Below are 25609 nucleotides of genomic sequence, written 5' to 3'. Positions count from 1 at the left end.
CGTGAACCGTGGCGGCATGCGGCGGATCAGAATTCCTCCCAGTCCGCATTGGCGGCAAGAGCGGTGGCGCCGGCGGGGGCGAATGCCTTGGCCAGCGAGCCCAGCATGCGGCGGGCCGGCGAGGGCGTCGATGCCCTGCCGGAGCCGTCGGCCGCGACCGGCTGGCGCTGGGGAGCGGCACCTGTCTCCTGGGCGCCCGTGCGGAACTGCCCGACCAGCGTTGCCAGCGTCGAGGCGCTTTCGGCGAGGCGGTGGGTGACGGCACTCGTTTCCTCCACCATCGCGGCATTCTTCTGCGTGAACTGGTCCATCTGGCTGACGGCGATGTTGATCTCCTGAAGCCCGGTCGCCTGTTCGCGCGCTGCCGTCGCGATCGAGCCGATATGGCCGTTGATCCTTACCACCTGTTCGGAGATCCGCGTCAGGGCTTCGCCCGTCGCCTTCACCAGGCCGACGCCGCTTGCCACTTCCTCGCCGGATTTGCCGATCAGGGCCTTGATGTCCTTGGCGGCGCTGGCCGAGCGTTGCGCAAGCTCGCGCACCTCCTGGGCGACGACCGCAAAACCCTTGCCGGCCTCGCCGGCGCGCGCGGCTTCCACGCCGGCGTTGAGCGCCAGCAGGTTGGTCTGGAAGGCGATCTCGTCGATTACGTTGATGATCTTGGATATTTCGGAGGAGGCATGCTCGATGCGCCCCATGGCGTCGATGGCGTCGGAAACGACCTTGCTCGAGCGCTCCGTGCTCTGCTTGGCCTCGCTTGCCATGGACGAGGCCTCGTCGGCGCGCTCCGAGGCGCTTTTCACCGTGGCCGTGATCTGTTCCAGCGCCGCGGACGTTTCCTCCAGCGAGGCGGCCTGCTGCTCCGTGCGCTTGGAGAGGTCGCCGCTGGCCGTCGTCATTTCGTTCGCGCCGGCCTGGATGCCGAGCGCCTCGCCGGTAAGGCGGGTAATCGTGGAGTTCAGCGTCGCAAGCGAACCGTTGAAGTCTTCCCGCAGGCGGTCGAGCTCGTCGCCGAACGGCGCATCGATGCGACAGGTCAGGTCGCCCTGGCTCAGCCGGCGCAGGCCGTCGGCGAGCGTGTCGACCGCCGTCCTGATGCGGGCCGTCTCCTCGGCCTTCGCCTGCTCGCGCTGCAGCCGCTCGCGCTCGCCGAGCGACCGGCTTTCGTCCGCCTGCCGTTCGAGGTCGAGTTTCAAGAGGGCATTCTGGCGGAACACTTCGAGGGCCCTTGCAAGCCCGCCGATCTCGTTGCGCAGCGTCTGGTCCGGCACGGCGGTATCGATATGCCCTTCCGCCAACTGGGTCGCGACATGGGTCAGGCGGGGGATCGGCCCCATGATGCGCCGGGCGACGAAGGTCATGAGCATGCCGGCGACCAGCAGGGTGACGAGCGCGGCCGCGGCGATCGTCCAGGTAATGCGGCTGCCGATGGCGTTTATCTCCGCCGCGCGCACGCCGGCATAGAGGATGCCGATCACCTTGTTGTCCGCGCTGAAGACCGGCTGATAGATGGTGTAATAGGGAATGCCGAGGATGACGGCCTCGCCGCGATAGGTCTGCCCTTTCGTCACGACCGGATAGACCGCGCCCGTCTGGCCGAGCGCCGTACCGACGGCACGCTGGCCGTCGGGCTTGATGATGTTGGTGGTGCGGCGCAGGAAGTCCTTCGCCTTCTCGTCCCAGGCGAACACCGTCACGGTCTGGCCGGTCATACGGCCGATCGTATCGATCATGGTATGGTCTTCGAAGGTCGCGGGGATCGCTTCCATCTCGACGCGAGCGACGTTCCCGTCCGGCGCCCAGGTTATCCTGGTGCCCGGCAGGTCCCGCTCGACGATCGTCGCCGCCGCCCGGAGGCTGGCATTCTGGCTGTCGATTGCCTGTTGGGCGATCTGGTCGGTGACACGGCTGGAAATCGCGATGGCGACGGCAGCAAGGGCCAGGAGCAGAATGACGATGGTCGTGGCGGTGACGGTGCCGACGAGCCGGAATCGCGAGAGGATTTTCATTTCGTCCCCACAGATCGGATAAGGTTCATGAATAGTGTTTTGGAAGTGTAAAAGTTTTCTTTAACGCAGATTTCTAAAATTCGTGATCGCGGACGGTGTAGCTGCGGGCGCCGTCCGCCGCGAGGCCTTCCGGCGAGACGAAGCCCGTCGCGCGCTCGTAGCCGAGATAGGTTTCGCCGGAGCGGATATTCGTAAGATCGGGGCCGGCCCCGGCGCCCCTGGCCTGCGGCTTCACGAGCGCATTCGATGCCGTCTTGTCGCCCGCCTCGCGCAGGAGGTCTTGGATCGCCTGTTCGGTCCCGGCGTAGTTGCCCTCGCCGAAATGATGGTAGCGGATCCTGCCGTCGGCATCGATCAGATAGTGGGCGGGCCAATAGCTGTTCGCGAAGGCGCGCCAGATCCGGTAGTCGTTGTCGATCGCGACGGGATAGGTAATCGCGGCGTCCGCGACGGCCTTCCTGACGTTGTCGATGTTCTTCTCGAAGGCGAATTCGGGTGCGTGAACGCCGACGACGACGAGGCCCTGGTCCTTGTACTTGCCGGCCCAGGCCCGAACGTAGGGCGTGGTCCGGATGCAGTTGATGCAGGAATAGGTCCAGAAATCGACGAGGACGACCTTGCCGCGCAGCGCCGCCATGTCGAGGGGCGCGGAATTCAGCCAGGCAACCGCACCGTCGAGCGACGGTGCCTCGCCCTCGACGGGAAGGTCGCTGCGGAAGGGCTGCCCGTCGCTGGCGGCGGAGACGATGGAACCCGTCACCTCGGCTGTCGGGCGTGCAGGGAGGCGATCGAGCACGGCCTGTTCGAAGGATGCGGTGCCCGCATAGGAAAGCCGCGCCAGAAGGCCGGTATCGAGGCCGAGCGCGATGGCGGCGACCCCGGCGAGCACGGCGGCGCCGAGCGCCTGGCGAATGCGCTCGCTGGCTCGAAGCGAGCGCTTCATGCCGGCAAAGACCTTGCCGCCGACCGCAAGGGCAAGGGCGAGCGACGTGGCGGCGCCGGCGGCATAGGCCAGGAGCAGCAGGGAGGTTTCGAGATTGGCGCCGTTCAGGGCGGCGCCCGTCAGAACGAGGCCGAGGATCGGCCCCGCGCAGGGCGCCCAGAGCAGGCCGGTGGCAACGCCGAGCACGAAGGAGCGGGCCGCCGTCTGCCCGGAGCCCGCTGGCGCCGGCCGGTTCAGCAGCCTGTTTCCGAGCGCGACCGCGGGCCGGTTGAGGATACTTGCGATCCGGGGCGACACGAGGCTCGCGCCGAAGAGGGCAAGGACGGCGAGGGCGGCAAGCCGGCCGTAGTCGTTGGCGTGGACCGCCCAGCTTCCGCCGACCGCCGCCAGCGTCGCGACGAGTGCGAAGGTCGCCGCCATGCCGGCAAGCATCGGAAGCGTGCTGCGCAGGAAGGGTTGGCCTGCGCGCGCGAAGACGAAGGGGAGGATCGGCAGAATGCACGGACTGAGAATGGTCAGCGCGCCCCCGAGATAGGCAATCACAAGAAGCGTCATCGTCGTTTCCTTTGGCGTGGGTTTCGGCTCTGGACGGCGATACGGCGCGGCCAGTGGGGACATATCGCCAGCGCGGCGTATCCCGGATGTGTTCGCCGCGGCGGGAATTTGTACCGAACTGTAGGGCGGCGCGGGCCATGGCGGCGATTGTATCGAAGTGTATCGCGGCGGCCGGATGTTACATCCGCATGCACCTTCACGGCCTGCGGCACATAACGCGGATACATGGCACGGGGACCTTGCCGCACATGTTCGCAGGAAGCGCCGCTGGCGTTCGCCCGGGCGGTGATCGACGCGTCGCGGCTGTGATATCCCCGTTTGCGGATGCCGGCCCGGCGGTTACAAGGAAATGGCCGCAAGGGGCCGCGATGGAAAAGAAAGTCCTTCCATGGAGCATGTCGACCATATCCTGATCGTCGATGACGACCGCGAAATCCGCGAACTGTTGTCGTCCTACCTGAAGAAGAACGGGTTGCGGGCGAGCATCGCCGCCGACGGGCGGCAGATGCGGGCCTTTCTCGAGGCCGACACCGTCGATCTCATCGTGCTCGACGTCATGATGCCCGGCGACGACGGCCTCGTCCTGTGCCGGGAGCTGCGCGCGGGAAGGCACAAGGCGACGCCGATCCTGATGCTGACGGCGCGCAACGACGAGATGGACCGCGTTCTCGGCCTCGAAATGGGGGCCGACGACTATCTGGCGAAACCCTTCGCCGCGCGCGAGCTGCTCGCCCGCATCAAGGCCGTGCTCCGGCGCACGCGCATGCTGCCGCCCAATCTCCAGATCAGCGAGGCGGGCCGGATCCTGAGCTTCGGCGACTGGCGGCTCGACACGGTCGGGCGGCACCTGCTCGACCGGGAGGGAACGGCCATCGCCCTCAGCGGCGCGGAATACCGCCTGCTGCGCGTCTTCGTCGACCATCCCCAGCGCGTTCTCAACCGCGACCAGTTGCTGAACCTGACGCAGGGGCGCGATGCGGACCTGTTCGACCGCTCCATCGATCTTCTCGTCAGCCGGCTGCGCCAGCGCCTCGGCGACGACGCGCGCGAGCCTCTCTACATCAAGACGGTGCGCAGCGAGGGCTACGTCTTTTCCGTGCCGATCGAGATCGTGGAGCAGCGATGAGCGGTCTTCGCTGGCCGGCGACGCTGCGCGCCCGGATATTCCTCATCCTGTTCGTCGGGCTGGCCGTCGCCTACGCCTTGTCCTTCACCGTGCTCTCCATCGAGCGTTACCTGACCGCGAAGGAGCTGATGCTCGGCACGCTGGAGAACGACGTCGCGACCTCCATCGCCGTGCTCGACCAGTTGCCGGCCGGCGAGCGACCGCGCTTTGTCGGCCGGCTCGGGCGCGGCAACTACCAGTTCGTGCTCGGCGAGGGCGTGCCCGGCGCGCTGGATACCTCGCGGCACGGCGCCGAGATCGCGGCGCGGATCGAGGCGGCGACCGGCCATCGCTTTCCCCTCAGCCTCGAGACGACCCCGGGAGACGTGCAGCGCCTGCAGGCGCATCTGTCGCTGAGCGACGGCAGCCCCCTGACCATCGACATTATGCCGCGCGGCGTCATGCCGGTCGCGGACTGGCTGCCCTACGTCTTCATCGTGCAGATGGCGCTGCTGATGCTGTGCGCCTGGTATGCGGTGCGGCAGGCGACGCGCCCGCTTGGACGGCTTGCCGAGGCGGCCGAGACGCTCGATCCCAACAGGCGCGGGCCGGCCCTCGACGAAACCGGGCCGAGCGAAGTGGCCCATGCCGCCGCGGCCTTCAACGCCATGCGCGAGCGCATCGCCCACTATCTGGAAGAGCGCGTGCAGATCCTTGCCGCCATCTCGCACGATCTCCAGACGCCGATCACCCGCATGCGGCTGCGCGCCGACATGGCGGACGATACGCCCGAGCGCGACAAGCTGGTGCGCGACCTTGCCGAGATCGAGCGGCTGGTGCAGGACGGCATCGCCTATGCCCGCAGCGCCCACAGCAGCGGCGAGAAGGCCACCCGCATCGATCTTTCCTCCTTCATCGACAGCATCGCCTACGATTACCAGGATATAGGCAAGGCGGTTCGGGTGTCGGGCGTGGTTTTCGGCACGGTGGCGACCAAGCCGCATGCGCTGCGCCGCATCCTCGCCAATTTCGTCGACAACGCGTTGAAATATGCCGGCAGCGCCGAGATAAACGTCGCGCGCGACGACGGCAGGACCGTCATCGCCGTGCTCGACCGCGGGCCGGGCATTCCGGACGACAGGCTGGAAGCGGCTATGAAGCCCTTCTTCCGGCTGGAGGGGTCGCGCAACCGCGAGACCGGTGGCGCGGGGCTCGGGCTTGCCATCGCCCAGCAGCTCGCCGCCTCGATCGGAGGGGCGGTGCGGCTTTGCAATCGCCCCGGCGGCGGGCTTGCCGCCGAAATCGTGTTGCCCTGAACGAGGCCCGGATATTCCGGGCCTTTCGTATGGGAAAGTAGCCGCCGGCCCTGCTGCTACGCTGCGATACAATTTACCCCTTTTCGAAAACATGCGGGATACGGCGATCCCTCAGAACGCTTCTCGTCAACGATGTCGCGAACGGCGACGCACGAAGGAGCAGACAGCATGACCCGGATCGAAAAGGTTCTCTACACCGGCAAGACCCACACCACCGGCGGGCGCGACGGCGCGGCCCGCAGCGACGACGGGGCGCTCGACGTGCGCCTGTCGCCGCCCGGCAGCGGCAAGGGCGGCACCAATCCCGAGCAACTGTTCGCCGCCGGCTGGTCGGCCTGCTTCATCGGCGCGCTCGGCCTTGCCGCCGCCGGGCGCAAGCTCCGCCTGCCCGCAGAGGCTGCCGTCGATGCGGAAGTCGACCTCGGCATGGCCGGCGAGGGCTATTTTCTCCAGGCGCGCCTGAGCATCAGCCTGCCGGGCCTCGAAAGGGACCTCGCCGAGGCACTGGTCGAGGAGGCGCACCGGACCTGCCCCTATTCCAAGGCGTCGCGCGGCAATATCGACGTCGTGCTGACCGTGGTGTGAGCCGCGATGAAGAAGATCGTCCTTTTCCTGATCGTGGGCGCCGTCGTTGCGGCGCCCTGCATCTACGACGCCGTCCACGGGAACGCTCCGGCCGTGCGGCGCTGACGGTAGCCTCCGAACCTACTTTCGATGCAATACGATCTTGCTCGTGACGACGGCCTTGCCCGACGCGGGGTCCTTGTCCGTCGTGGTCAGCGTGAGGCCGCGTGAGCCCGATTTGGCCACCGATAGCTGGGCGTTGCGGTCGCCGTTGATTTCCTTGGCCCACCGGATGGTGAGGTTCAAGGCGTTGCCGTTCCGCTTGCCCGACAGGGTTGCCGGCCCGGAGCCCGCGCCGATATACGAGCCCTTGTAGGAGCTGCCGCGCCGGGTCAGCTCGGCGCCTATGGCTCGCGAGACCACGACGAGGCCGCGGCACTTGCCGTCCAGTGAAAGCGTGTTCGCGGTCGCCGTGGAACCGAAACTGCAGGTCACGTTGATCGGGCCGCGGTTCGTGCGCAGCCTCACCTGCCCCTTGCCCTCGTATTGTCCTTTCAGCGACGCCAGGAACTGCTCTTCGCCGGCTGTCGCCCGAGGCGCCTGCGCGAGCGCCAGGCCGCCCGCCAGAATGAGGAGAGAAATGCACTTCATGGGCCTGCTCCCTCGAAATGGTGATGGAGCGGTAAGGCGCGAGAGCCGAGGGAGGTTCCATCGGCAGCCGCCGCTTCGGCTGCGGTGAGGCCGGCAAGGCGCGCCTCACCGCGGCCGAAGCGGCGGCACTGCCGTTGGCCGCCCTGACCGCCCGGGAGGCCCCGGCGTTTCGCCGGGGCTTTCCGTTCAGGGCAGCTTGACCGAAGGCTCGCGCGCCCAGACGCGCAACGCGCCGAGCGCCTTCAGGAAATCGGCGACCGCGTCCACGCCGTCGATCTCCACCGTTCCCTCATCGAGCATGTCGGCCGCGCCGGCCTTTTCGAGAAGGGGGAAGGCCGGTGCCGTATAGCCGATGAACTTGCAATGGGCGAAGGCGTCGGCGACGAAGTCCCGCGCCGCCGCCTCCTTGAGGAGGTCCGCCATGCCCGCCTCGGAAGCGAGGACGACCACGGCGTCGTAGAGGACGGACGGGCCGCCGTCGATCATCTGCTGCGCCGCAAGCGGGCTTCCGTCCGAGAGCGTCACCCCGCCCACCTTCGGCGCGATCACCTCGATCACCGCCTTCTCGGCCATGATGCCGGCCTCCAGCGTGTCGAAGAGTGCGCGGTCGGCGCCCTCCGTGACGAGCACGCCCAGCTTGCGGCCCTCGAAGCGCTTGGGGCCCCGCTCGATGATGCTGAGGGCGGGGGAGGGCTCCAGGTCCTGGCGCGTCTTGACCGCCGCATCCGCCGGCTTCGGCACGGGATCGATGCCGAGGGCGGCGGCGACCTTGCCGGCAAGCGTCTCGTCGATATTGAGAAGGTGGGAGACCATGCGCTCGCGGATGACGGGCGTCTCGACCTTGCTTAGCTCGAAGGTCAGCGCCATGGCGATGTGCCGCTGCTCCGGCGGCGTCTGGCTGATGTAGAACTGGCGCGCCTGGCTGTAGTGGTCGGCGAAGCTTTCCGCCCGCAGGCGGACCTTCGGGCCGGCTTCCTCGGCGGGGAAGTGCCGGTAGCCCTCAAGGGGCGATTCGCGCGGACCTTCGCCCCACGAGTTCGGCTGGTAGTTGGCGCGGCCCGTCGGGTTGCGCATCGCCATATGGCCGTCCTGCTGGAAATGCGCGAAGGGACACTTCGGCGCGTTGATCGGCAGGTGGGTGAAGTTCGGGCTGCCGAGGCGCTTCAACTGCGTGTCGAGATAGGAGAAGTTGCGGCCCTGCAGCAGCGGATCGTTGCTGAAGTCGATGCCGGGCGGCACGTTCTGCGTCATGAACGCGACCTGTTCGGTCTCGAAGAAGAAGTTCTCCGGCATGCGGTCGAGCACGAGCCGGCCGACGGGCTGTACCGGCAGCACTTCTTCCGGGATCAGCTTCGTCGGGTCGAGCACGTCGAAGTCGAAGCCGTCGGCGAAATCCTGGTCGAAGAGCTGGACGCCAAGCTCCCATTCCGGAAAATTGCCGGACTGGATGGCCTGCCAGAGGTCGCGCCGGTGGAAATCCGGGTCCGCGCCGTTGATCTTGACCGCCTCGTTCCAAGCGACGGACTGGAGGCCGAGCTTTGGCTTCCAGTGAAACTTGACGAAGGTCGATTCGTCCTTCGCATTGACGAAGCGGAACGTATGCACGCCGAAGCCTTCCATGAAGCGGAAGGAGCGGGGAATGGCCCGGTCCGACATGATCCACATGATCATGTGCATGCTTTCGGGCGTCAGGCTGATGAAGTCCCAGAAATTGTCATGCGCCGACTGGGCCTGCGGAAAGCCGCGGTCGGGCTCCGGCTTCACGGCGTGGATGATGTCCGGGAAGCGGATCGCATCCTGGATGAAGAAGACCGGGATGTTGTTGCCGACAAGGTCCCAGTTGCCCTCCTTCGTATAGATCTTCACGGCGAAGCCGCGGACGTCGCGGGCAAGGTCGAACGACCCCTTGCTGCCGGCGACGGTGGAAAAACGCACGAAGGCCGGCGTCCTCTCGCCCGCGCGCTGGAACACGTCCGCCCGCGTATAGGCCGCGAGCGAATCATAGGTCTCGAAATAGCCGTGGGCACCGTAGCCGCGGGCATGGACCACGCGCTCGGGAATGCGCTCGTGGTCGAAATGGAAGATCTTCTCGCGGAAGTGGAAGTCCTCGATCAGCGCCGGCCCGCGCGCGCCGACGCGTAGTGTGTTCTGGTCGTCCGCCACCGGCGCGCCCTGCGCGGTCGTCAGCACCGGCTGGCCGTCCCCTGCTGTCTGGTGCAGCTCGCCACCCTTGCCGCGTTGCAGCGTCTGGTCGTGCACGTCCGCTTCCTCCATCTTCGCGATGGGGCTCGCTTTCTTGGCCATGGGAATCTCCTCGGGATTGTTGCCGCAGGTCTAACTGCACAACGCAAGGCTTGTTCCGCCCGGCCGGCAAGAGAAGGACGCCGGGCCGGCGCCCGCCCTTTTCGTTCAGGTTTCCCCGGTGCCCCGTTCCTCGAGGATCGCCGCGGCTTCGAGGGCATCGGGATCGCCCTTCAGTCGCAGATAGTCCAGCATGGACTTCAGGCTCGGATCGCACAGACCGGCCGGCATCAGCAGCGGCGTCGTGTTCATCTCCTCCCGGCTGACCAGCCCGTCGCCGTCGTGATCCATCCGCTCGCTGAAATCGATCTTGGGCTTGCCGTGGCCGTCGACGGCGATGCCCGGTTTCAGGATCTCGTTGAAGTTCTTGAACTCGTCCGTATTCAGCTTGCCGTCCCCGTCCCTGTCGAAGGCCGCGAAGGCCTTGTTCAGCATCTGGGAGAGCGGTGTGCCATTCTTGTCGATCGTCGTCATGATGTCCCCCTGTCGAATGGTTTGCCCGCGATGGTGGACAGAAGGCTCGATACGGACCGGGCGTCGCCCTTGACGCTGCGCAGGGGATTGGCCGCGGCGACGACCGGATAGCCATCGGCTTCAAGCGTCCTGATCACGCCGTTCCAGCTACTGGAATCGGCGAAAGCGCCGTGCACGAGCACGACGGTCGGCTTCTGTTCCGCCATCGCCGGCGTGGCGAGCATCATTGCGCCGGCGGCGAGCGTGGCGATTATGGAGAGTTGGAAAGGCACGGTGTTTTCCCTTGTTGACTGCCGTTGACCGGCGCCTAAAGAGCTTTGCCATGTGTCTTGCATGTTTCCGGCGGGGGCGGGAAATGTAAGAAAATGTATCGGGACATGCGGCCGGCAGGGGTTTCCTCGTTCAGGCCTGTCGTCGTGACTTGGGGTTGGTGCCGGGAGAGTTTTTTGCGGTTTTAGGTTGAGTAAAGCCCGCTCATGGAGTAGCCTTTATGTGTCTGCCGGCAAGCGCAGGGGAGGCCACCTTGCCACTATGCGATTCAGGACAATCGATCATGCGCGTCGATCCCGCCGCCGGGCGGATCGAGCAATGTCTTGACGGTGGCCACCCGCGGATCGCGCTCCTGCCGCCCGTGGCGCGTCGATCCAAGGCGACGGATGTCATGCTGGCCGAGGGGCTCATCGAGGATATCGCGATGGGCCTTGCGGTCATGCGCGGCATCGTCGTGGTCGCGCCGCATACGGCAAGGTGCCTGCGGGGCGATGTCGACTGGGTCGGCCGGCTGGAGCGCAACGAGGTCCACTACGTTCTCGATACGAGGATCTCGCCGGAGGGACTGCTTGTCCAGTTGCTGTTCCTTCCCACCGACACGATGGTCTGGGCGGCGCGCTATACGCTTGAAGTCGCGACCCTGCCCGACCGGCGGCGCGACATCGTCCGCTCGATGACGTCCCATATCGCGGCCGAGATGGAGCGCAACGAAGTCTTCTACGACGACTATGTGCGCAATGCCCGGGCCTATCATCTCTATCTTCGCGGCATTCACCGCTTGAAAGTACCGACCGTGGCCGGCGCCCTGCAGGCGCGCCGCGATTTCGAGCAGGCCCTTGCCGAGCATCGGGCTTTTCCGCCGGCGCTCAGCGGCCTGTCGCGCACCCTGTCGATGGAATGGCTGCTCGGCGCCCGGCAGAACGAGGAATTGCTGCGCGCTGCCCAGGACGTCGCCCTGGAGGCGATCCACCTCAATCCGTTGTCGCCGTTCGGGCATCGGGAGCTCGGCGTCTCCGAGCTCTATCTCGGCGACGCCGACCGCAGCGTCGAAGCGCTTTCGACCTCCGTCAAGCTCGGCCCGCATTACGCGGATGGCATCTACAGCCTCGCGGACTCCCTCATTCACGCATCGCGCCCGAAGGAAGGGCTTGCCGCGATCCGGCGCGCCATTGCGCTGAATTTCATTCCGCCGGATCTTTATCTGTGGTGCGCCGCCGGTGCGAGCTTCTTCCTCGAACGCTACGACGAGGCGATCGCGTTTATCGACCGGATGACGGTTTCCGCGCCGGCCGCCCGTCTTGCGGCGGCTGCCTGGGGCATGCTGGGCAATCGCGAAGAGGCCGAACGCGAGCGCGACCGTGCTCTCCAATTGAACCCCCATTTCGACATCGAGACCTGGCTTTCCGCCATTCCCATCAAGGAGCGTTGGCAGAAGGACATGTACCGCACCGGCCTGCGACAGGCGGGCTTCTAACCCGGAGAAAGGAAGGAACGCATATGGCAAATTCCGTCGTCATCGGCATGGAAGGGGATTCGGCGCTCTATATGGTCGATCTCGACGCGCGCACCGTTGCTCCGATCGAGGGCACGCTCGCTCAAACGGGTGTGCCGCAGTCCGAGGGAGCGCCCGTTGTTCGCGGCGTGAGCGTCGCCGTCAGGGTCGCCCAGGCGCCCGCCGTCTCGGCAGGCCACTTCGACGGCCACTAAGTAAAGCGGAAATCTGACTGCCCAATCGGTTCTCCGATGGGCATGACGATTGCCGATCCATAGGGCTCGCGCGAAGAACTGATCCGCGTATCGGGCGGCAACAGTCGCGCGAGCTTTCTGGCCTCGTCCTAAGGGCAAGCGTTCAGATGTCCGGCTTCGCCCTTGTCGGAATAGGTCGAATAGGTCTCGCCCTCTACAAACGCAATTCGAGCTGCGCGGCCGGCGCGCGGTGGGCTTGACCGAGGCCTGAAAGGGTGACGCCGAGCAACCGGACCGGCTTGCGGAACGGATGGGCGGCTGCGAGCAGGCCGTCACAGCGTCGATGAGTGCAGCATCGGGGAATGCGCCCGGAACCGCGCGGCTGCGGGTGATGATCTGGAAATCCGCAAAGCGGCTTTTCACGGTCACGGTTTCTGCCGCGATGTCGTTGCTCTCACAATAGCGCCAAACCTTGGCCGCCAAGGGCCCCAGTTCACGCTTGGCTTCCTTGAGACCTGCGACGTCTATCGCAAACGTATCCTCGACGCCGACCGGCTGCGACGGAGCGGCGCCTCGACGTCGCGCCGGCCGAAATTCCTATAAGATTCCTATTTTTTACCGCTCCGGCCGATCTCGAATGCCTATCCGGTTCGGACGCATATCGAGGTGTGGGAGAGCGAAGGGTGCTCTCCGCGCCGGGCGGTCTTGGCGGCGTCGCCTTCCGGCCTGCCCGGTCCCCGCAACGGAGTCCGGATCGATGATGGATGTTCTTCTGATGGGCGCGGCGCTCGCCTTCTTCGCCGCCTGCTTTGCCTATACGCGCGCCTGCGACAGGCTGTGAGGGAGGGTGCGATGCTGTTCGACTATGTCTTCGGCGGCGCGGTCACCGCCTTCCTCGCCCTCTACCTCACCTATGCCCTCGTTCGCCCCGAGCGCTTCTGAACGGAGCCGGCGCTGAAGCTGCCGGGAACGGAAAGTTTTTCTCATGACCCTCAACGGATGGCTACAGATCCTCCTCTTCTCAGGGATCGTCCTCGCCCTCGTCAAACCGCTCGGCGCCTATATGACGCGCGTCTTTGCCGGGGAGCGCACACTCCTCTCCCCCGTCCTCGTTCCCGTCGAAAGGAGCCTTTATGCGCTGGCAGGCACCTCCGAGCGCGATGAGCAGCGCTGGACGACCTACACCTTCGCCATGCTGGCGTTCAATCTTGCCGGCATCCTGCTGCTCTACGGGCTCCAGCGCCTGCAGGACGTGCTGCCGCTCAACCCCGCCGGCATGGCGGCGGTCGGGCCGGAGCTCTCCTTCAACACTGCAGCCAGCTTCGTCGCCAACACCAACTGGCAGAACTACGGCGGCGAGAGCACCATGTCCTACTTCACGCAGATGGCGGGGCTGACGGTGCAGAACTTCGTTTCCGCCGCCACCGGCATGGCGATCGCCGTCGCACTGATCCGTGCCTTCGCGGGCGCGTCCGGCAAGTCGCTCGGCAATTTCTGGGTCGATATGACCCGCGCCACGCTTTATGTGCTGCTGCCGATCTGCATCGTGCTGGCGCTTGCCTATGTCGCGCTCGGCGTGCCGCAGACCTTCGGCCCCTATGTGACGGCAACGACACTGGAAGGGGCCAGGCAGACCATCGCGCTCGGCCCGGTCGCCTCGCAGCTCGCCATCAAGATGCTCGGCACGAATGGCGGCGGTTTCTTCAACGCCAATTCCGCCCATCCTTTCGAGAACCCTGACGCCATCTCGAACATGCTCCAGATGGTCTCGATCTTCGCGATCGGCGCGGCCTTCACCAATGTCTTCGGCCGCATGGCCGGCAGTGAGCGCCAGGGCTGGGCGATCCTCGCCGCCATGGGCCTGCTCTTCGTCGTCGGCGTCGCCGTCACCTACTGGGCGGAAGCCTCCGGCAACCCGCTGATGCATGCCTTCGGTCTTCAGGGCGGCAACATGGAGGGCAAGGAGGTCCGCTTCGGAATTACGCTTTCCTCGCTCTTCGCCGTCGTCACGACGGCGGCGTCCTGCGGCGCGGTCAATGCCATGCACGGCAGCTTCACGGCGCTCGGCGGCCTCATCCCACTCCTCAACATGCAGCTCGGCGAGGTCATCGTCGGCGGCGTCGGCGCGGGCTTTTACGGCATCGTGCTCTTCATCGTCGTCGCGGTCTTCGTGGCGGGCCTGATGGTCGGCCGCACGCCGGAATATCTCGGCAAGAAGATCGAGGCGAAGGAGATGAAGATGGCCGTGCTCGCCATCCTGTGCCTGCCGCTCGCCATGCTCGTCTTCACGGCCATCGCCAGCGTGCTGCCCCTGGCGGTTGCCTCCGTAGGCACGGCCGGCCCGCACGGTTTCTCCGAGATTCTCTACGCCTATACCTCCGCGGCGGCCAACAACGGCTCAGCCTTCGGCGGCCTCACCGGCAATACACCCTGGTACAACATCACGCTCGGCTTCGGCATGCTGGTGGGGCGCTTCCTGGTCATCGTGCCGGCTCTGGCCATTGCCGGCTCGCTCATCGCCAAGAAGACGGTGCCGGCCTCGGCGGGCACCTTCCCGACGGACGGTCCGCTCTTCGTCGGCCTGCTCGTCGGCACGATCCTCATCGTCGGCGGCCTCACCTTCTTCCCGGCGCTGGCGCTCGGCCCGGTCGTCGAGCATCTCGCCATGCTCGCCGGGCAGACCTTCTGAGGAGCGCTGGCCGTCATGGTCGCCATCCTCACCATTTCCTGCGCGGCTGAGCGCGCTTCGTTTCAAAGCTGGAGTCTCTCATGAGCCAGGCAAAATCCGCGAGCATCCTGGATTCTCGCATTCTCGTTCCGGCGATAAGCGCCGCGTTCGCCAAGCTGAACCCGCGCACGCTCGCCCGCAATCCCGTCATGTTCGTCGTGGCGACGGTTTCGGTCCTTACGACCATTCTCTTCCTGCGCGACCTCGCCACCGGCAGCGGCGATATCAGATTCTCCTTCCAGATCAACCTCTGGCTCTGGTTCACCGTGCTCTTCTCCAACTTCGCCGAAGCCGTCGCCGAGGGGCGCGGCAAGGCGCAGGCCGATTCCCTGCGCAAGGCGCGCTCGGAGACGCAGGCCAAGCTTCTGGCCGCCGGCAGCACCACAGGCTACACCATGGTCGCGGGTGCCAGCCTCAAGGTCGGCGACCTCGTGCTCGTCGAGGCAGGCGACATCATCCCCTCCGACGGCGAGGTGGTCGAGGGCGTCGCCTCGGTCAACGAAGCGGCCATCACGGGGGAATCCGCGCCCGTCATCCGGGAATCGGGCGGCGACCGCTCGGCCGTGACAGGCGGCACGCAGGTCCTGTCCGACTGGATCCGCGTGCGCATCACCGCCGCTGCCGGCTCCACCTTCCTCGACCGCATGATCTCGCTGGTCGAGGGCGCGGAGCGCCAGAAGACGCCGAACGAGATTGCGCTCAACATCCTGCTCGCCGGCATGACGCTGATCTTCGTGCTGGCGACCGTCACCATTCCGAGCTTTGCTGCCTATGCCGGTGGCTCGATCCCGGTCATCGTGCTCGTCGCCCTGTTCGTCACGCTCATCCCGACGACCATCGGCGCGCTGCTCTCGGCCATCGGCATCGCCGGCATGGACCGCCTCGTGCGCTTCAACGTGCTCGCCATGTCGGGCCGTGCGGTGGAGGCGGCGGGCGACGTCGACACGCTGCTGCTCGACAAGACCGGCACGATCACGCTCGGCAATCGCCAGGCGACGGCTTTCAAGCCGATGCGCGGCGTCACCGAGCAGGACCTTGCCGATGCTGCCCAACTTTCCTCCCTCGCCGACGAGACGCCCGAGGGACGTTCCATCGTCGTGCTCGCCAAGGAGAAATACGGCATCCGCGGCCGTGACATGGCGAGCCTCAGGGCGAGCTTCGTGCCTTTCACCGCCCAGACCCGCATGAGCGGCGTGGACCTCGAGGGCGCCGAGATCCGCAAGGGCGCGGTGGATGCGGTGCTGTCCCGTGTCGGCGCGGCGGTATCCTCCGACAAGGTGCGCGAGATCCAGGCCCTCGCCGAGGAGATTGCGGAGACCGGCGGCACGCCGCTCGCTGTTGCCCGCGATGGCAGGCTGCTCGGCGTCGTGCAGCTGAAAGACATCGTCAAGGGCGGCATCCGCGAGCGCTTCGCGGAGCTGCGCCGCATGGGCATCCGCACGGTGATGATCACCGGCGACAACCCGATGACGGCCGCGGCCATCGCCGCGGAAGCCGGCGTCGACGATTTCCTCGCGCAGGCGACGCCGGAGAACAAGCTTCAGCTTATCCGCGAGGAGCAGGCCAGGGGCAAGCTCGTCGCCATGTGCGGCGACGGCACCAACGACGCCCCGGCGCTCGCCCAGGCGGATGTGGGCGTCGCCATGAACACCGGCACGGTTGCCGCCCGCGAGGCCGGCAACATGGTCGACCTCGACAGCGATCCGACCAAGCTCATCGAGATCGTCGAGATCGGCAAGCAGCTGCTCATGACCCGCGGCGCGCTGACGACCTTCTCCATCGCCAATGACATCGCGAAATATTTCGCGATCATCCCGGCCATGTTCCTCGCCTTCTACCCGCAGCTCGGCGTGCTGAATATCATGGGCCTCTCGACCCCGCAGTCCGCCATCCTCTCGGCGATCATCTTCAATGCGCTGATCATCGTCACGCTGATCCCGCTGTCGCTGAGGGGCGTGAAGTACCGCGCCGTCGGCGCCGGCGCGCTGCTTTCCCGCAACCTTCTCATCTATGGCCTCGGCGGCATCGTCGTGCCCTTCATCGGCATCAAGGCGATCGACGTCGCCATCACCGCCCTCGGCCTCGCCTAAGGATAAGACCATGTTCAAGCAACTGCGTCCGGCAATCGTCATGATCCTCGCCACCACGGTCATTACCGGCCTTCTCTATCCCGCCGCCATGACCGGCATCGCGCAAGCCGTCTTCCCGAGCCAGGCGAACGGCAGCCTGATCGAGAAGGATGGCAAGGTGATCGGATCGGCCCTCATCGGTCAGGCCTTCACGGGCGAGCGGTATTTCCACGGCCGCCCCTCGGCGGCGGGCGACGGCTATGACGCCGCCGGCTCCTCCGGCTCCAATCTCGGACCGACCAGCGGCAAGCTGATCGCGAGGGTGAAGGCCGACTACGAGGCCGCCAAGGTCGCCAACCCGGGTGGCGAGGTGCCCATCGACCTTGTCACCGCCTCTGGCAGCGGCCTCGACCCGCATATCTCGCCGGAAGCGGCCTATTTCCAGGTCGCGCGCGTCGGCAGGGCGCGGGTGATGGACGAGGCTGCGGTGCGTGCGCTGGTCGACCGGCACGTCGAGGGCCGCGAATTTGGCTTCCTCGGCGAACCCGTGGTGAATGTGCTGCGCCTCAACATGGCGCTTGACGAGGCCGGCTCGTAAACTGAAATGGGCGTTTCCGGCCGGCTGGAAGGCTGGCCGGAGCAGTTGGATGGATGTTCATGCCGGACGACAGTCGCGAGAATGATAAAAGACCATCGCCGGATGCCCTGCTGGACCGTGCGGAGCGGGAAACGCGCGGACGCCTCAAGATTTTTCTCGGCGCGGCGCCGGGCGTCGGCAAGACCTACGAGATGCTGATGTCCGGCCGGGCGCGGCAGGCCGATGGCGTCGATGTCGTCATCGGCATCGTCGAGACCCATGGCCGCAGGGAAACGGAGGCCCTGGTGGAGGGCTTCGAGGTCGTTGCCCGCCGGAAGGTCGACTATCGTGGCCAGCAACTCGAGGAGATGGACCTCGATGCGATCCTCGAGCGCCGGCCGGCGCTTGTCCTCATCGACGAGCTTGCCCATACCAATGTCGCCGGTAGTCGCCATCCCAAGCGCTACCTCGACGTGCAGGAGATCCTTTCCCGCGGGATCGACGTCTATTCGACGCTCAACATCCAGCATGTGGAAAGCCTCAACGATGTGGTGGCGCAGATCACCCGCATTCGCGTGCGCGAAACCGTTCCCGATTCCATCGTCGACCGCGCCGACGACATCGAGATCATCGACATCACGCCTGACGACCTGATCAAGCGGCTGGCGGAAGGCAAGGTCTATGTGCCGAAAACGGCCAGGCAGGCGATGGAGAACTACTTCTCGCCCGGCAACCTGACGGCCTTGCGCGAGCTGGCATTGCGGCGCACCGCCCAGCGGGTCGACGAGCAGTTGCTCAACCATATGCAGGCCCATGCCATTTCCGGTCCCTGGGCCGCGGGCGAACGCCTGCTCGTCTGCCTCGACCATGGCCCAAAGGGGGCAGGTCTGGTCCGCTATGCCCGGCGACAGGCCGACCGGCTGCGCGCGCCCTGGGCGGCGCTGCACCTCGAAACGCCGCAATCGGCCAGCGCGTCGGACCGGGAAAAGGATCGGCTTGCGGCCAACATGCGGCTTGCCGAACAGCTCGGCGCCGAGGCGGTGACGCTACCGTCTCTTTCACCGTCGCGCGAGATCATCGCTTACGCCAATGCCAACAATTTTACGCACGTTGTCGTCGGTCGGCCAAGCGGCTCGCGCTGGCGGCGGTTCTGGCGGGCGTCGGTCACCCATGACCTGATCCGATATGCCGGCAATATCAGCGTTCACGTCGTCTCCGGCGATGAAAAGGAGAAGGCGGCCCGGCGTGGAGTGAGTGCCGCGCCGGCTCCGCGCCCCTTTCGCATCAAGCCATACTTCCTGAGCGCCGTCTTCGTCGCCCTGGCTGTTCTGGCCGGCATGGCGCTGGACCAGACGCTCGACGTCCAGAACCTCGGCCTCGTCTTCCTTATGGCGGTCCTTGCAGCTTCCGTCCGGAATGGGCTCGGTGCCGGCCTTTTCGCGTCCTTGCTGGGTGCGCTCGCATTCAACTTCTTCTTTCTCGGGCCGAAATATACGTTCACGGTCAGCGATCCGGAGAGCATCGTCGCCCTGTTCTTTTATCTTGGGGTTGCGGTCGTCGTCTCCAACCTGACGGCCGCCGTCCAGCGTCAGGCCGCGGCTGCCCGCCAACGGGCGCGCACGACGGAGGACCTGTATCTTTTCTCCAAGAAGCTCGCCGGCACGGGCACGCTCGACGACGTGCTCTGGGCAACGGCCTTTCAGATCGCCTCGATGCTCAAGGTGCGGGTCATCATCCTGTTGCCGGAGAACGGATCGGTGGTTGTGAAGGCCGGCTATCCGCCCGACGATACCTTGCTGGATGCCGATATAGCCGCTGCGAAATGGGCCTGGGAGCATGATCGTCCGGCCGGCCGCGGCGCCGATACGCTGCCGGGTGCCAGGCGCCTTTATCTTCCCATGCGCACTGGCCGCGAGGCGGTCGGTGTCATCGGCCTCGACAACGACAGGCAGGGACCGATCCTCACGCCCGAGCAACAGCGCCTGTTCGATGCCCTGTCGGATCAGGCGGCGCTGGCGATCGAGCGCGTGCAACTGGTCTCCGATGTGGATAGCGCCAGGCTCGCGGCGGAGACGGACCGGCTGCGCGCGGCGCTGCTGACGTCGATCTCGCACGACCTCAAGACGCCGCTCGCGGCGGTCATGGGGTCAGCCGACACGCTGAAGGACCTCGGCGTGCAGATGGACGAGGGAGCGAGACGGGAGCTGCTGGCGACCATCATCGACGAATCCGAGCGGCTTAACCGCTTCATCGCCAACCTGCTCGACATGACGCGCATCGGCTCCGGGGCGATGGAGCCGAACTATGCCTGGCATTTCGCCGGCGACATCGTCGGCACGGCGCTGTCGCGGGCCGGCAAGATCGTGTCTTTCCACCGGGTCGAGGTCGGCATTCCGCAATCCCTGCCGATGCTGCGGGTCGATCCGGTGCTCTTCGAGCAGGTGCTTTTCAACCTCCTCGACAATGCCGCAAAATACGCGCCCGAGGGCTCGGCGATCGGGATTCGCGGCTGGCAGGAGGCGAACGCCATCCTGCTCTCCGTCACGGACGAGGGGCCAGGCATTCCGGCGGGCGACATGGAGCGCATCTTTGACAGCTTCTACCGCGTGCGGAAGGGCGACCATGTGCAGGCCGGAACGGGGCTCGGCCTTTCCATCTGCCGCGGCTTCGTGGAGGCCATGGGCGGCACGATCACGGCGGCGAACCGCGTGGATCGCCCCGGCGCCGTCTTCACGATCCGCATGCCGGTTCCGTCCGAAACGCCTGCACCGGGAGGAAGCGAATGACCGGCACCGCCGTCCGCATTCTGATCGTCGATGACGAGCCGCCGATCCGCAAGCTGCTGCGTGTCGGGCTCTCCACGCAGGACTATGCCGTCATCGAGGCGATGAGCGCCAAGGTAGCGATGGAACTGGTGAAATCGGAAAAGCCCGACCTCATCGTGCTCGACCTCGGCCTGCCGGACATGCCGGGCCACGATCTCCTCGCCAAATGGCGCGGGGAGGGGCTGGACCTACCGATCGTCATCCTGTCGAGCCGCACCGACGAGGCCGGCATCGTGGAGGCGCTGGAGCTTGGCGCGGACGACTACGTGACAAAACCCTTCAGCATGAACGAGCTCACCGCGCGCATTCGCGTGGCGCTGCGCCACCGGCTGCAAAGCCAGGGGGAAAAGCCGGTCTTTCAGGTCGGCGAGCTCTCCGTCGATCTCGTCAAGCGCATTGTCAGGGTGGCGGGCGAGGAAGTGAAGCTCTCGCCGAAGGAGTACGATATCCTGCGCATCCTGGTGCAGCATGCCGGCAGGGTGCTGACCCATCGCTACCTGCTCGAACATGTCTGGGACGGGCTGACCGACGTGCAATATCTGCGCGTTTATGTCCGCCAGCTTCGGCAGAAGATCGAGCGCGCCCCCGACCAGCCGCGATACATCCTCACGGAGACCGGCGTCGGCTATCGGCTCGCCGACGCGAGCTGACGCCTCACCCGTCATGGAGCCTTACGCTGCTCGGCATCACCTCGCGCTGGAGAACGTCGTCGTGGGCCCGCCGTCCCAATCGCAGCACAAGTTCCTGCTATCTCATCGCCATGGCGAACGCGGCCAGCGCTCCTGTGCAAGCTGCCGCTCGCACATGGTTCCAGAACACCCATCGGTCGAGAAAAGTCGCCCAGAATGCAATGCCGTCCGGCCCCTCGCCGCTTGCGGCGAGGGCCTCGTTCATCGGCACGTTGATGGTGACGGTGACAACGATGTTGCCGGCGAGATAGAGCCCGGCGCCGATCAGGACCCAGGAAGGCCTGGCCGACCAGCCCGACAGCGCAGCAGCGATCAAGATCAGTGCAAGCACTGCAGTACCCATGAAAATCGTGAGAAAGAGCGGGTTCTGGATCACCACGTTGATATGGTTCATTGCCGCAATGCCTTGTGGGGCGGGCAGTTTCGCCAGCGCCGGCATCACCGAATTGGAATAGGCAAAGAACAGGCCGGCCATTATCCCGCTGCCAAGCAGGGCCAGCAGGGTGATCACGGGAACGAGCATTGAAAGCATGTCTGCTTCCCTTCATATCAAGAGTTGAATGGCGATCTACGCAGGCTTTGCCGGGTTCCAGTGACCGCTCGCCGCAGTTTCATCGGTATCAGTGCGCATGCCTTCCAGAACCGATGCCCCAAGAGGATTCCTTATATTGATAAACGTGATAAATCCTCATATTATCCCTGTCAAGGAAAATATGAAGGATACTCATATATGCCGGCGGCAACGTCACCTGCACCATTGATCCGCAAGGAACCGACGCAGCAGCGCAGCCGCAAGCGCGTCGAGCGCATGCTGGCGGCCGCGCGTGACCTGATTTCCCAATATGGCAGCGATGCGATGAGGATGAGCGAGGTCGCCGAGCGTGCCGGCGTATCCATCGGCTCGCTCTATCAATTCTTTCCCGACAAGAGTGCCATCATCCGCGCGCTGGCCGAGCGCTTCACGGTCGAAAACCGCGCCTGCATTGATGCAGAGCTTGCCGGTGTATCGAGCGAGGAGGACCTGCTTGCCGCGTTTGCCCGGCTTATCGATGCCTACTATACGATCTGCTTGGCCGAGCCGGTGATGCGCGAAATCTGGTCGGGTACGCAGGTCGACAAGACCCTGCGCGAACTTGAGCTTGCAGACAGTCGTGCAAGCGCGGAATCCTTGGCGCACGTTTGGCAACGCTTGCAGCCGGAAGCCGACCCCACCCGGCTCACCGCCACGGCATTTCTCGTCTGGCAGCTCGGCGAGGCGACGATGCGGTTGGCGATTTCCGTCGATCGCGCCGAAGGCGATCGGCTCGTCGAAATCTACAAGCGTATGGCTCTGAGAGAACTGATGGCGAATTCCACGACCCCGCTCGGATGATCGACAGTATCGCCGACACCTTGATGAGCGCGCCGATCAGCGGCGACGGGCGGCCAGCCGCGATAGATCTCCACCGGCTGAGGAAACATGATCGCTCCGGCATCGATCCATTTCTTTGCAAGGTCTGCGGGATGATCGCAGTGGTGATTTATGCAACGTCACCAATGATACGACCGATCAACCTCGGCATCCGCCTTGTCGACGCCGATGTGCTCGAGGCGGCCGACGCGTTCGGATCGACCGGCATGCTAAAGCTCGTCCTGGTTCAGTTGCCGCTCTCGCTGCCGACGGTCATGGCCGACGTGAATCAGACGATCATGATATCGCTTTTCATAGTGGTGGTTGGCGTCGGCGGCCTCGGCTGGCTCATGAGCTGCGCCAGCTCGATCACCGGCCTTTCTTTTCCCAGTACAGCTCTTCCACTTGCACGAGATGATCCCGCATAGCATCTCCTGCTGCTGTCGGATCACGAGCGGCGATTGCGTCATAAATCTTCTTGTGGGCCGTTATCGCCATCTTTCTCGATTCTTCGCCGCTGTTGGTGGCGGCCCGCTGCTCCGCCAGCCATTCGACGAGGCCGGCATGAAGCGCTGTGAAGATTGGATTGCGGGCGATTTGTGCAATTACGAAATGAAACTGGACGTCAGTCTTCTCAAAGGCGTCAGGATCGCTTTTTGAAAGTTTGTTTGCGCGCAGTGCTGCCGAAAGCGCGGCTATGTCATCCGGGGTGGCAACGCGGGCAGCGTGTTGGGCAAGCGCGCTTTCGAACAGCATTCTCGCCTGTTGGAAATTTCGCATGCCGTCGGGTGCGGCAAGGAGGTGACGCGCAAGGCCCGAGAGCTCGCCAACCAGCGCCGACGGCGTTGGCGTGGCAACGCGTGCGCGCTCACCAGCCTTCATCGATATCAGACCCATCCGCCTCAACGCAAAAAGAGCCTCGCGTATCGATGGACGGCCAACGCCGAAGTGGTTCATCAGATCGCGTTCGGAAGGCAGAAAGTCGCCGGGCTTGAACTCACCGGAATTAATCGCCGCCTCGAGGTGATCTATGACATCCTCATATAGTCTGCGGCGCTTGAGGGGGACGCGGTCTTCCATAAGACGGGACATGACACTTGCGGCAATCGCCGCCTCCAAATTATTCAGCCGGTAATCTTCCAAAGCGGAAGGAAAGGAATTTCGTTGCTGCGATAACGCTTAAGCGGTGGCGCATATGCTCGAAGGAAATATCGGTAAGTCAAGTTCGGTGCGCGGTTTCTGCGGGAAGCTCGTTCTCTCCAAGCCACCTCATTCATCGTTCTCGGTATAGGATGCTGACCATCTAACGGGATAATATGGTAACAATGAACAAGTTCAAGCTGATCTAGGCTTCTCCCCACATCTCATCATCGCGATCGGATGTCATTCCCGCTTCGCCGGGCCTCGGGAATGAAGGCAAAGCCTTGACCTTGATGTGATGGTATAATAGCATGATATTATAACTTCTCAAATTCCTTTCCTGCGGCGCGGGAAGGTTTATGCGCGCGATAGCGCTTCATGCGATCAGGGGAGCCAAGTGTCGATGTGGGATCCGGGAGAGATTCTGGTGCAGCGCGCGGCCGGCGGCATTTGCGGTTTTAGTCTCCGCTATTCTCACTTCGGAAGCGGTGCACTCGATCTGGAGGAAAACAATGAGCATAGCCATGGTAACCGGTGCTGGCAGCGGCATCGGCCGTGTTGTCGCACGCAAACTGATCGACGACGGATTCACGGTTCTTCTAGTCGGGCGGAGAAAAGACAAGCTCCAAGAAACAGCCGATGGCGCCAGCGATGAAAACCGCGCCGTACCCTTTGCCTGCGACGTCACGGACCCTGCGTCGGTAGAGACGTTGTTTTCCTTCGTGGAAGATCGATTCGGCCGCCTCGACGTTCTGTTCAACAATGCAGGCATCAGCGCGAAAGGCGCCCTTCCCGATGAGCTCTCGATCGAGGATTGGACACGGGTGATATCGACCAATCTCACCGGCGTCTATCTCGTCGCCCGAGGCGCTTTTTCCTTGATGCGCAGGCAGTTGCCGCAAGGTGGCCGCATCATCAACAACGGATCGGTATCCTCCTATGTACCGCGCCCCCATGCGATCGCTTACAATGCATCCAAGCATGCGGTCACCGGTATTACCAAGTCTCTGTCGCTCGACGGGCGCCCCTTCAATATCGCCTGCGGACAGATAGATATCGGCAACGTGCGGACCGAAATGGTTTCCGAGATCGTCAGCGGCATCCGACAGGCAGACACCTCCCTTCGTTCCGAGCCGACTTTCGAGGTCGCGCACGTTGCTGACGCCGTCTCCTACATGGCCCGGCTTCCTCTCGAGGCAAACGTCCAGTTCATGACGGTGATGGCGACGACTATGCCTTATATCGGACGCGGATGACTCCTTTGTCCGGCTTGGAAAGCGGCGCCGGCCAAGCCGCAAAACCCTTCGCTCGATTTGCCATAATGGGGTACTTATTATACCATGCAGTATCGTTGGTTCGCCGGCGATGCGAAAATTGGAATGAGCGATGACATGAAGAAAGAACGACCGCCGAACGACAAGACCGCTTATGCGGCCGCGCAGCCCGATGCCGACCAATTGCACGCTTTTCTCTCCAGCCGGACGGGCGCACCTCGCCGATTCAACGCTTCCAAGGAGATGTGGCCGGACACTCCGGCACTGGGATACAGATTGCAGCAAGCCGTTCACGAGGCCTTGATCGAGAAGGGCAGTCGGCTTGCGGGGTATAAGATCGGCTGTATATCGCCGGAATCGCAGCAACCTTTTCAATTGGACGAACCGATCTACGCCAGAATTTATGATCAGACTCGGTTCAAGACATTGGGGCAAGCGCTGTCGCTGCCGCTAATAAACCCGTCGATCGAATGCGAGATCGCTTTTCGGCTCGGTAGCAGTCCACAGCCGGATACCGTGGGAGACATTTCTGAAGAGGAATTGACCGAGGCGATCACCGAAGCTTTCATCGCATGCGAGGTGATTGATAACCGATATGACGTGACGCTTTCGCAGATCGGCGCGGCGGCTCTGCTTGCGGACGATTTCCTGCATGCGGCCTTCGTGCTCGGACCGTCTCGTACGGAGTTCGATCGGACGCTATTCCAAAATCTGCGGGCGCGAGCCGAGATCGATGGAGTGGTGTCGACTGAAACGCCTCCCTTCAACCTCTCGCCGCTGGCGGCGTTGCGATGGCTCGTGAAAAAAGTTCATGGCCACGGCGGCAGACTTGAGGCTGGCCAGATCGTGATGACCGGCTCGCTGCTAAGGCCTGGCCCTGTCCGGAAAGGCTCTGCGGTCAGGATTGAGGTCGAAGGGTTCGGCCATTTGGAGGCATGAGATCGGCCGGGCAATAGCCGGCATCCTTCCACGATTCATCGTTCGCTGTGCCGCATTTCGTTCCCCATGTCATTGGCAGGAATGGCTCGCCACGACCCAATTCG

General features: G+C 64.6%; 21 protein-coding genes and 3 pseudogenes. 15 read left to right on the top strand and 9 right to left on the bottom strand.

Features of this window, described 5'->3' with window-relative positions:
• Nucleotides 1–26: 26 nt before the first annotated feature.
• Nucleotides 27–2009 (bottom strand): methyl-accepting chemotaxis protein, encoded by a 1983-nt coding sequence (locus ACZ5TO_RS15035; RefSeq protein WP_464798677.1) that lies wholly within the window; start codon nt 2007–2009, stop codon nt 27–29.
• Nucleotides 2010–2082: 73 nt separating this feature from the next.
• A complete protein-coding gene (locus ACZ5TO_RS15030) occupies nt 2083–3507 on the bottom strand; it encodes a cytochrome c biogenesis protein DipZ (RefSeq protein WP_464798676.1) in 1425 nt (474 codons plus the stop codon).
• A 388-nt stretch (nt 3508–3895) separates the two neighbouring features.
• Here ACZ5TO_RS15030 and ACZ5TO_RS15025 point away from each other — a divergent pair, with 388 nt between their 5' ends.
• From ACZ5TO_RS15025 to ACZ5TO_RS15015, 3 genes are all read left to right on the top strand, one after another.
• Entirely contained in the window at nt 3896–4633 is a 738-nt protein-coding gene (locus tag ACZ5TO_RS15025) for a response regulator (RefSeq protein ID WP_464798675.1), read from the top strand.
• Nucleotides 4630–5928 (top strand): sensor histidine kinase, encoded by a 1299-nt coding sequence (locus tag ACZ5TO_RS15020; RefSeq protein ID WP_464798674.1) that lies wholly within the window; start codon nt 4630–4632, stop codon nt 5926–5928. The genes ACZ5TO_RS15025 and ACZ5TO_RS15020 overlap by 4 nt, the downstream gene beginning before the upstream one ends.
• Nucleotides 5929–6096: 168 nt before the next feature.
• Nucleotides 6097–6513 carry an organic hydroperoxide resistance protein gene (locus ACZ5TO_RS15015; RefSeq protein WP_184146840.1) on the top strand — a complete coding sequence of 139 codons (417 nt, stop codon included), beginning with the start codon at nt 6097–6099 and terminating at the stop codon, nt 6511–6513.
• Between the two features lie 120 nt (nt 6514–6633).
• Here ACZ5TO_RS15015 and ACZ5TO_RS15010 read toward each other — a convergent pair whose 3' ends face one another.
• The 4 genes and pseudogenes from ACZ5TO_RS15010 to ACZ5TO_RS14995 form a co-directional block, all read right to left on the bottom strand.
• Nucleotides 6634–7143: a hypothetical protein gene (locus ACZ5TO_RS15010; RefSeq protein ID WP_464798673.1), complete on the bottom strand. Its 510-nt coding sequence runs from the start codon at nt 7141–7143 to the stop codon at nt 6634–6636.
• A gap of 186 nt (nt 7144–7329) precedes the next feature.
• Entirely contained in the window at nt 7330–9447 is a 2118-nt protein-coding gene (gene katE / locus ACZ5TO_RS15005) for a catalase (RefSeq protein WP_464798672.1), read from the bottom strand.
• Nucleotides 9448–9552: 105 nt separating this feature from the next.
• Nucleotides 9553–9918 carry an EF-hand domain-containing protein gene (locus ACZ5TO_RS15000; RefSeq protein WP_464798671.1) on the bottom strand — a complete coding sequence of 122 codons (366 nt, stop codon included), beginning with the start codon at nt 9916–9918 and terminating at the stop codon, nt 9553–9555.
• Nucleotides 9919–9941: 23 nt separating this feature from the next.
• Nucleotides 9942–10145, bottom strand: a pseudogene (locus ACZ5TO_RS14995) (alpha/beta hydrolase); the annotation flags it as partial.
• Between the two features lie 326 nt (nt 10146–10471).
• Between ACZ5TO_RS14995 and ACZ5TO_RS14990 the strand changes: the two are divergent.
• Nucleotides 10472–11662 carry a hypothetical protein gene (locus ACZ5TO_RS14990; protein WP_464798670.1) on the top strand — a complete coding sequence of 397 codons (1191 nt, stop codon included), beginning with the start codon at nt 10472–10474 and terminating at the stop codon, nt 11660–11662.
• Nucleotides 11663–11685: 23 nt separating this feature from the next.
• The gene (locus ACZ5TO_RS14985) at nt 11686–11895 is read left to right on the top strand and encodes a hypothetical protein (protein WP_184146848.1); all 210 of its coding nucleotides are present in this window, start codon (nt 11686–11688) and stop codon (nt 11893–11895) included.
• A gap of 378 nt (nt 11896–12273) precedes the next feature.
• On the opposite strand, the pseudogene ACZ5TO_RS14980 reads toward ACZ5TO_RS14985, so the two are convergent.
• A pseudogene (locus ACZ5TO_RS14980) lies at nt 12274–12402 on the bottom strand (DinB/UmuC family translesion DNA polymerase); the annotation flags it as partial.
• A 324-nt stretch (nt 12403–12726) separates the two neighbouring features.
• Here ACZ5TO_RS14980 and kdpF point away from each other — a divergent pair.
• From kdpF to ACZ5TO_RS14950, 6 genes are all read left to right on the top strand, one after another.
• On the top strand, nt 12727–12816 hold the full coding sequence (kdpF, locus tag ACZ5TO_RS14975; RefSeq protein WP_464798669.1) for a K(+)-transporting ATPase subunit F: 90 nt from the start codon (nt 12727–12729) through the stop codon (nt 12814–12816).
• A gap of 43 nt (nt 12817–12859) precedes the next feature.
• Nucleotides 12860–14563: a potassium-transporting ATPase subunit KdpA gene (kdpA, locus tag ACZ5TO_RS14970; RefSeq protein ID WP_464798668.1), complete on the top strand. Its 1704-nt coding sequence runs from the start codon at nt 12860–12862 to the stop codon at nt 14561–14563.
• An 80-nt stretch (nt 14564–14643) separates the two neighbouring features.
• Nucleotides 14644–16692 (top strand): potassium-transporting ATPase subunit KdpB, encoded by a 2049-nt coding sequence (gene kdpB, locus ACZ5TO_RS14965; protein ID WP_464798667.1) that lies wholly within the window; start codon nt 14644–14646, stop codon nt 16690–16692.
• A 10-nt stretch (nt 16693–16702) separates the two neighbouring features.
• On the top strand, nt 16703–17269 hold the full coding sequence (gene kdpC / locus ACZ5TO_RS14960) for a potassium-transporting ATPase subunit KdpC (RefSeq protein ID WP_464798666.1): 567 nt from the start codon (nt 16703–16705) through the stop codon (nt 17267–17269).
• 59 nt (nt 17270–17328) lie between these two features.
• Nucleotides 17329–20034 carry a DUF4118 domain-containing protein gene (locus ACZ5TO_RS14955; RefSeq protein ID WP_464798665.1) on the top strand — a complete coding sequence of 902 codons (2706 nt, stop codon included), beginning with the start codon at nt 17329–17331 and terminating at the stop codon, nt 20032–20034.
• Complete coding sequence (locus ACZ5TO_RS14950; protein ID WP_464798664.1) at nt 20031–20723, top strand: response regulator transcription factor; 693 nt, start codon at nt 20031–20033, stop codon at nt 20721–20723. Before ACZ5TO_RS14955 ends, ACZ5TO_RS14950 begins: the two co-directional genes overlap by 4 nt.
• A 97-nt stretch (nt 20724–20820) precedes the next feature.
• Here the strand turns inward: ACZ5TO_RS14950 and ACZ5TO_RS14945 are convergent, their stop codons facing one another.
• Complete coding sequence (locus ACZ5TO_RS14945) at nt 20821–21294, bottom strand: anthrone oxygenase family protein (protein WP_464798663.1); 474 nt, start codon at nt 21292–21294, stop codon at nt 20821–20823.
• A 198-nt stretch (nt 21295–21492) separates the two neighbouring features.
• Between ACZ5TO_RS14945 and ACZ5TO_RS14940 the strand changes: the two genes are divergently transcribed.
• Both ACZ5TO_RS14940 and ACZ5TO_RS14935 read left to right on the top strand, forming a co-directional pair.
• Nucleotides 21493–22134: a TetR/AcrR family transcriptional regulator gene (locus tag ACZ5TO_RS14940; protein ID WP_464798662.1), complete on the top strand. Its 642-nt coding sequence runs from the start codon at nt 21493–21495 to the stop codon at nt 22132–22134.
• Between the two features lie 119 nt (nt 22135–22253).
• Nucleotides 22254–22496 (top strand): annotated as a pseudogene (locus ACZ5TO_RS14935) (ABC transporter permease subunit); the annotation flags it as partial.
• Between the two features lie 25 nt (nt 22497–22521).
• Here ACZ5TO_RS14935 and nanR read toward each other — a convergent pair.
• On the bottom strand, nt 22522–23244 hold the full coding sequence (nanR, locus tag ACZ5TO_RS14930) for a transcriptional regulator NanR (RefSeq protein ID WP_464798661.1): 723 nt from the start codon (nt 23242–23244) through the stop codon (nt 22522–22524).
• A 560-nt stretch (nt 23245–23804) separates the two neighbouring features.
• Here nanR and ACZ5TO_RS14925 point away from each other — a divergent pair.
• Complete coding sequence (locus ACZ5TO_RS14925) at nt 23805–24548, top strand: SDR family oxidoreductase (RefSeq protein ID WP_464798660.1); 744 nt, start codon at nt 23805–23807, stop codon at nt 24546–24548.
• 123 nt (nt 24549–24671) lie between these two features.
• Nucleotides 24672–25505 carry a 2-keto-4-pentenoate hydratase gene (locus tag ACZ5TO_RS14920; RefSeq protein WP_464798659.1) on the top strand — a complete coding sequence of 278 codons (834 nt, stop codon included), beginning with the start codon at nt 24672–24674 and terminating at the stop codon, nt 25503–25505.
• Nucleotides 25506–25609: the final 104 nt, after the last annotated feature.

This window comes from Shinella sp. Sh6 (genome assembly GCF_055392685.1).
This window is presented reverse-complemented; position numbering and strand designations above follow the sequence as displayed.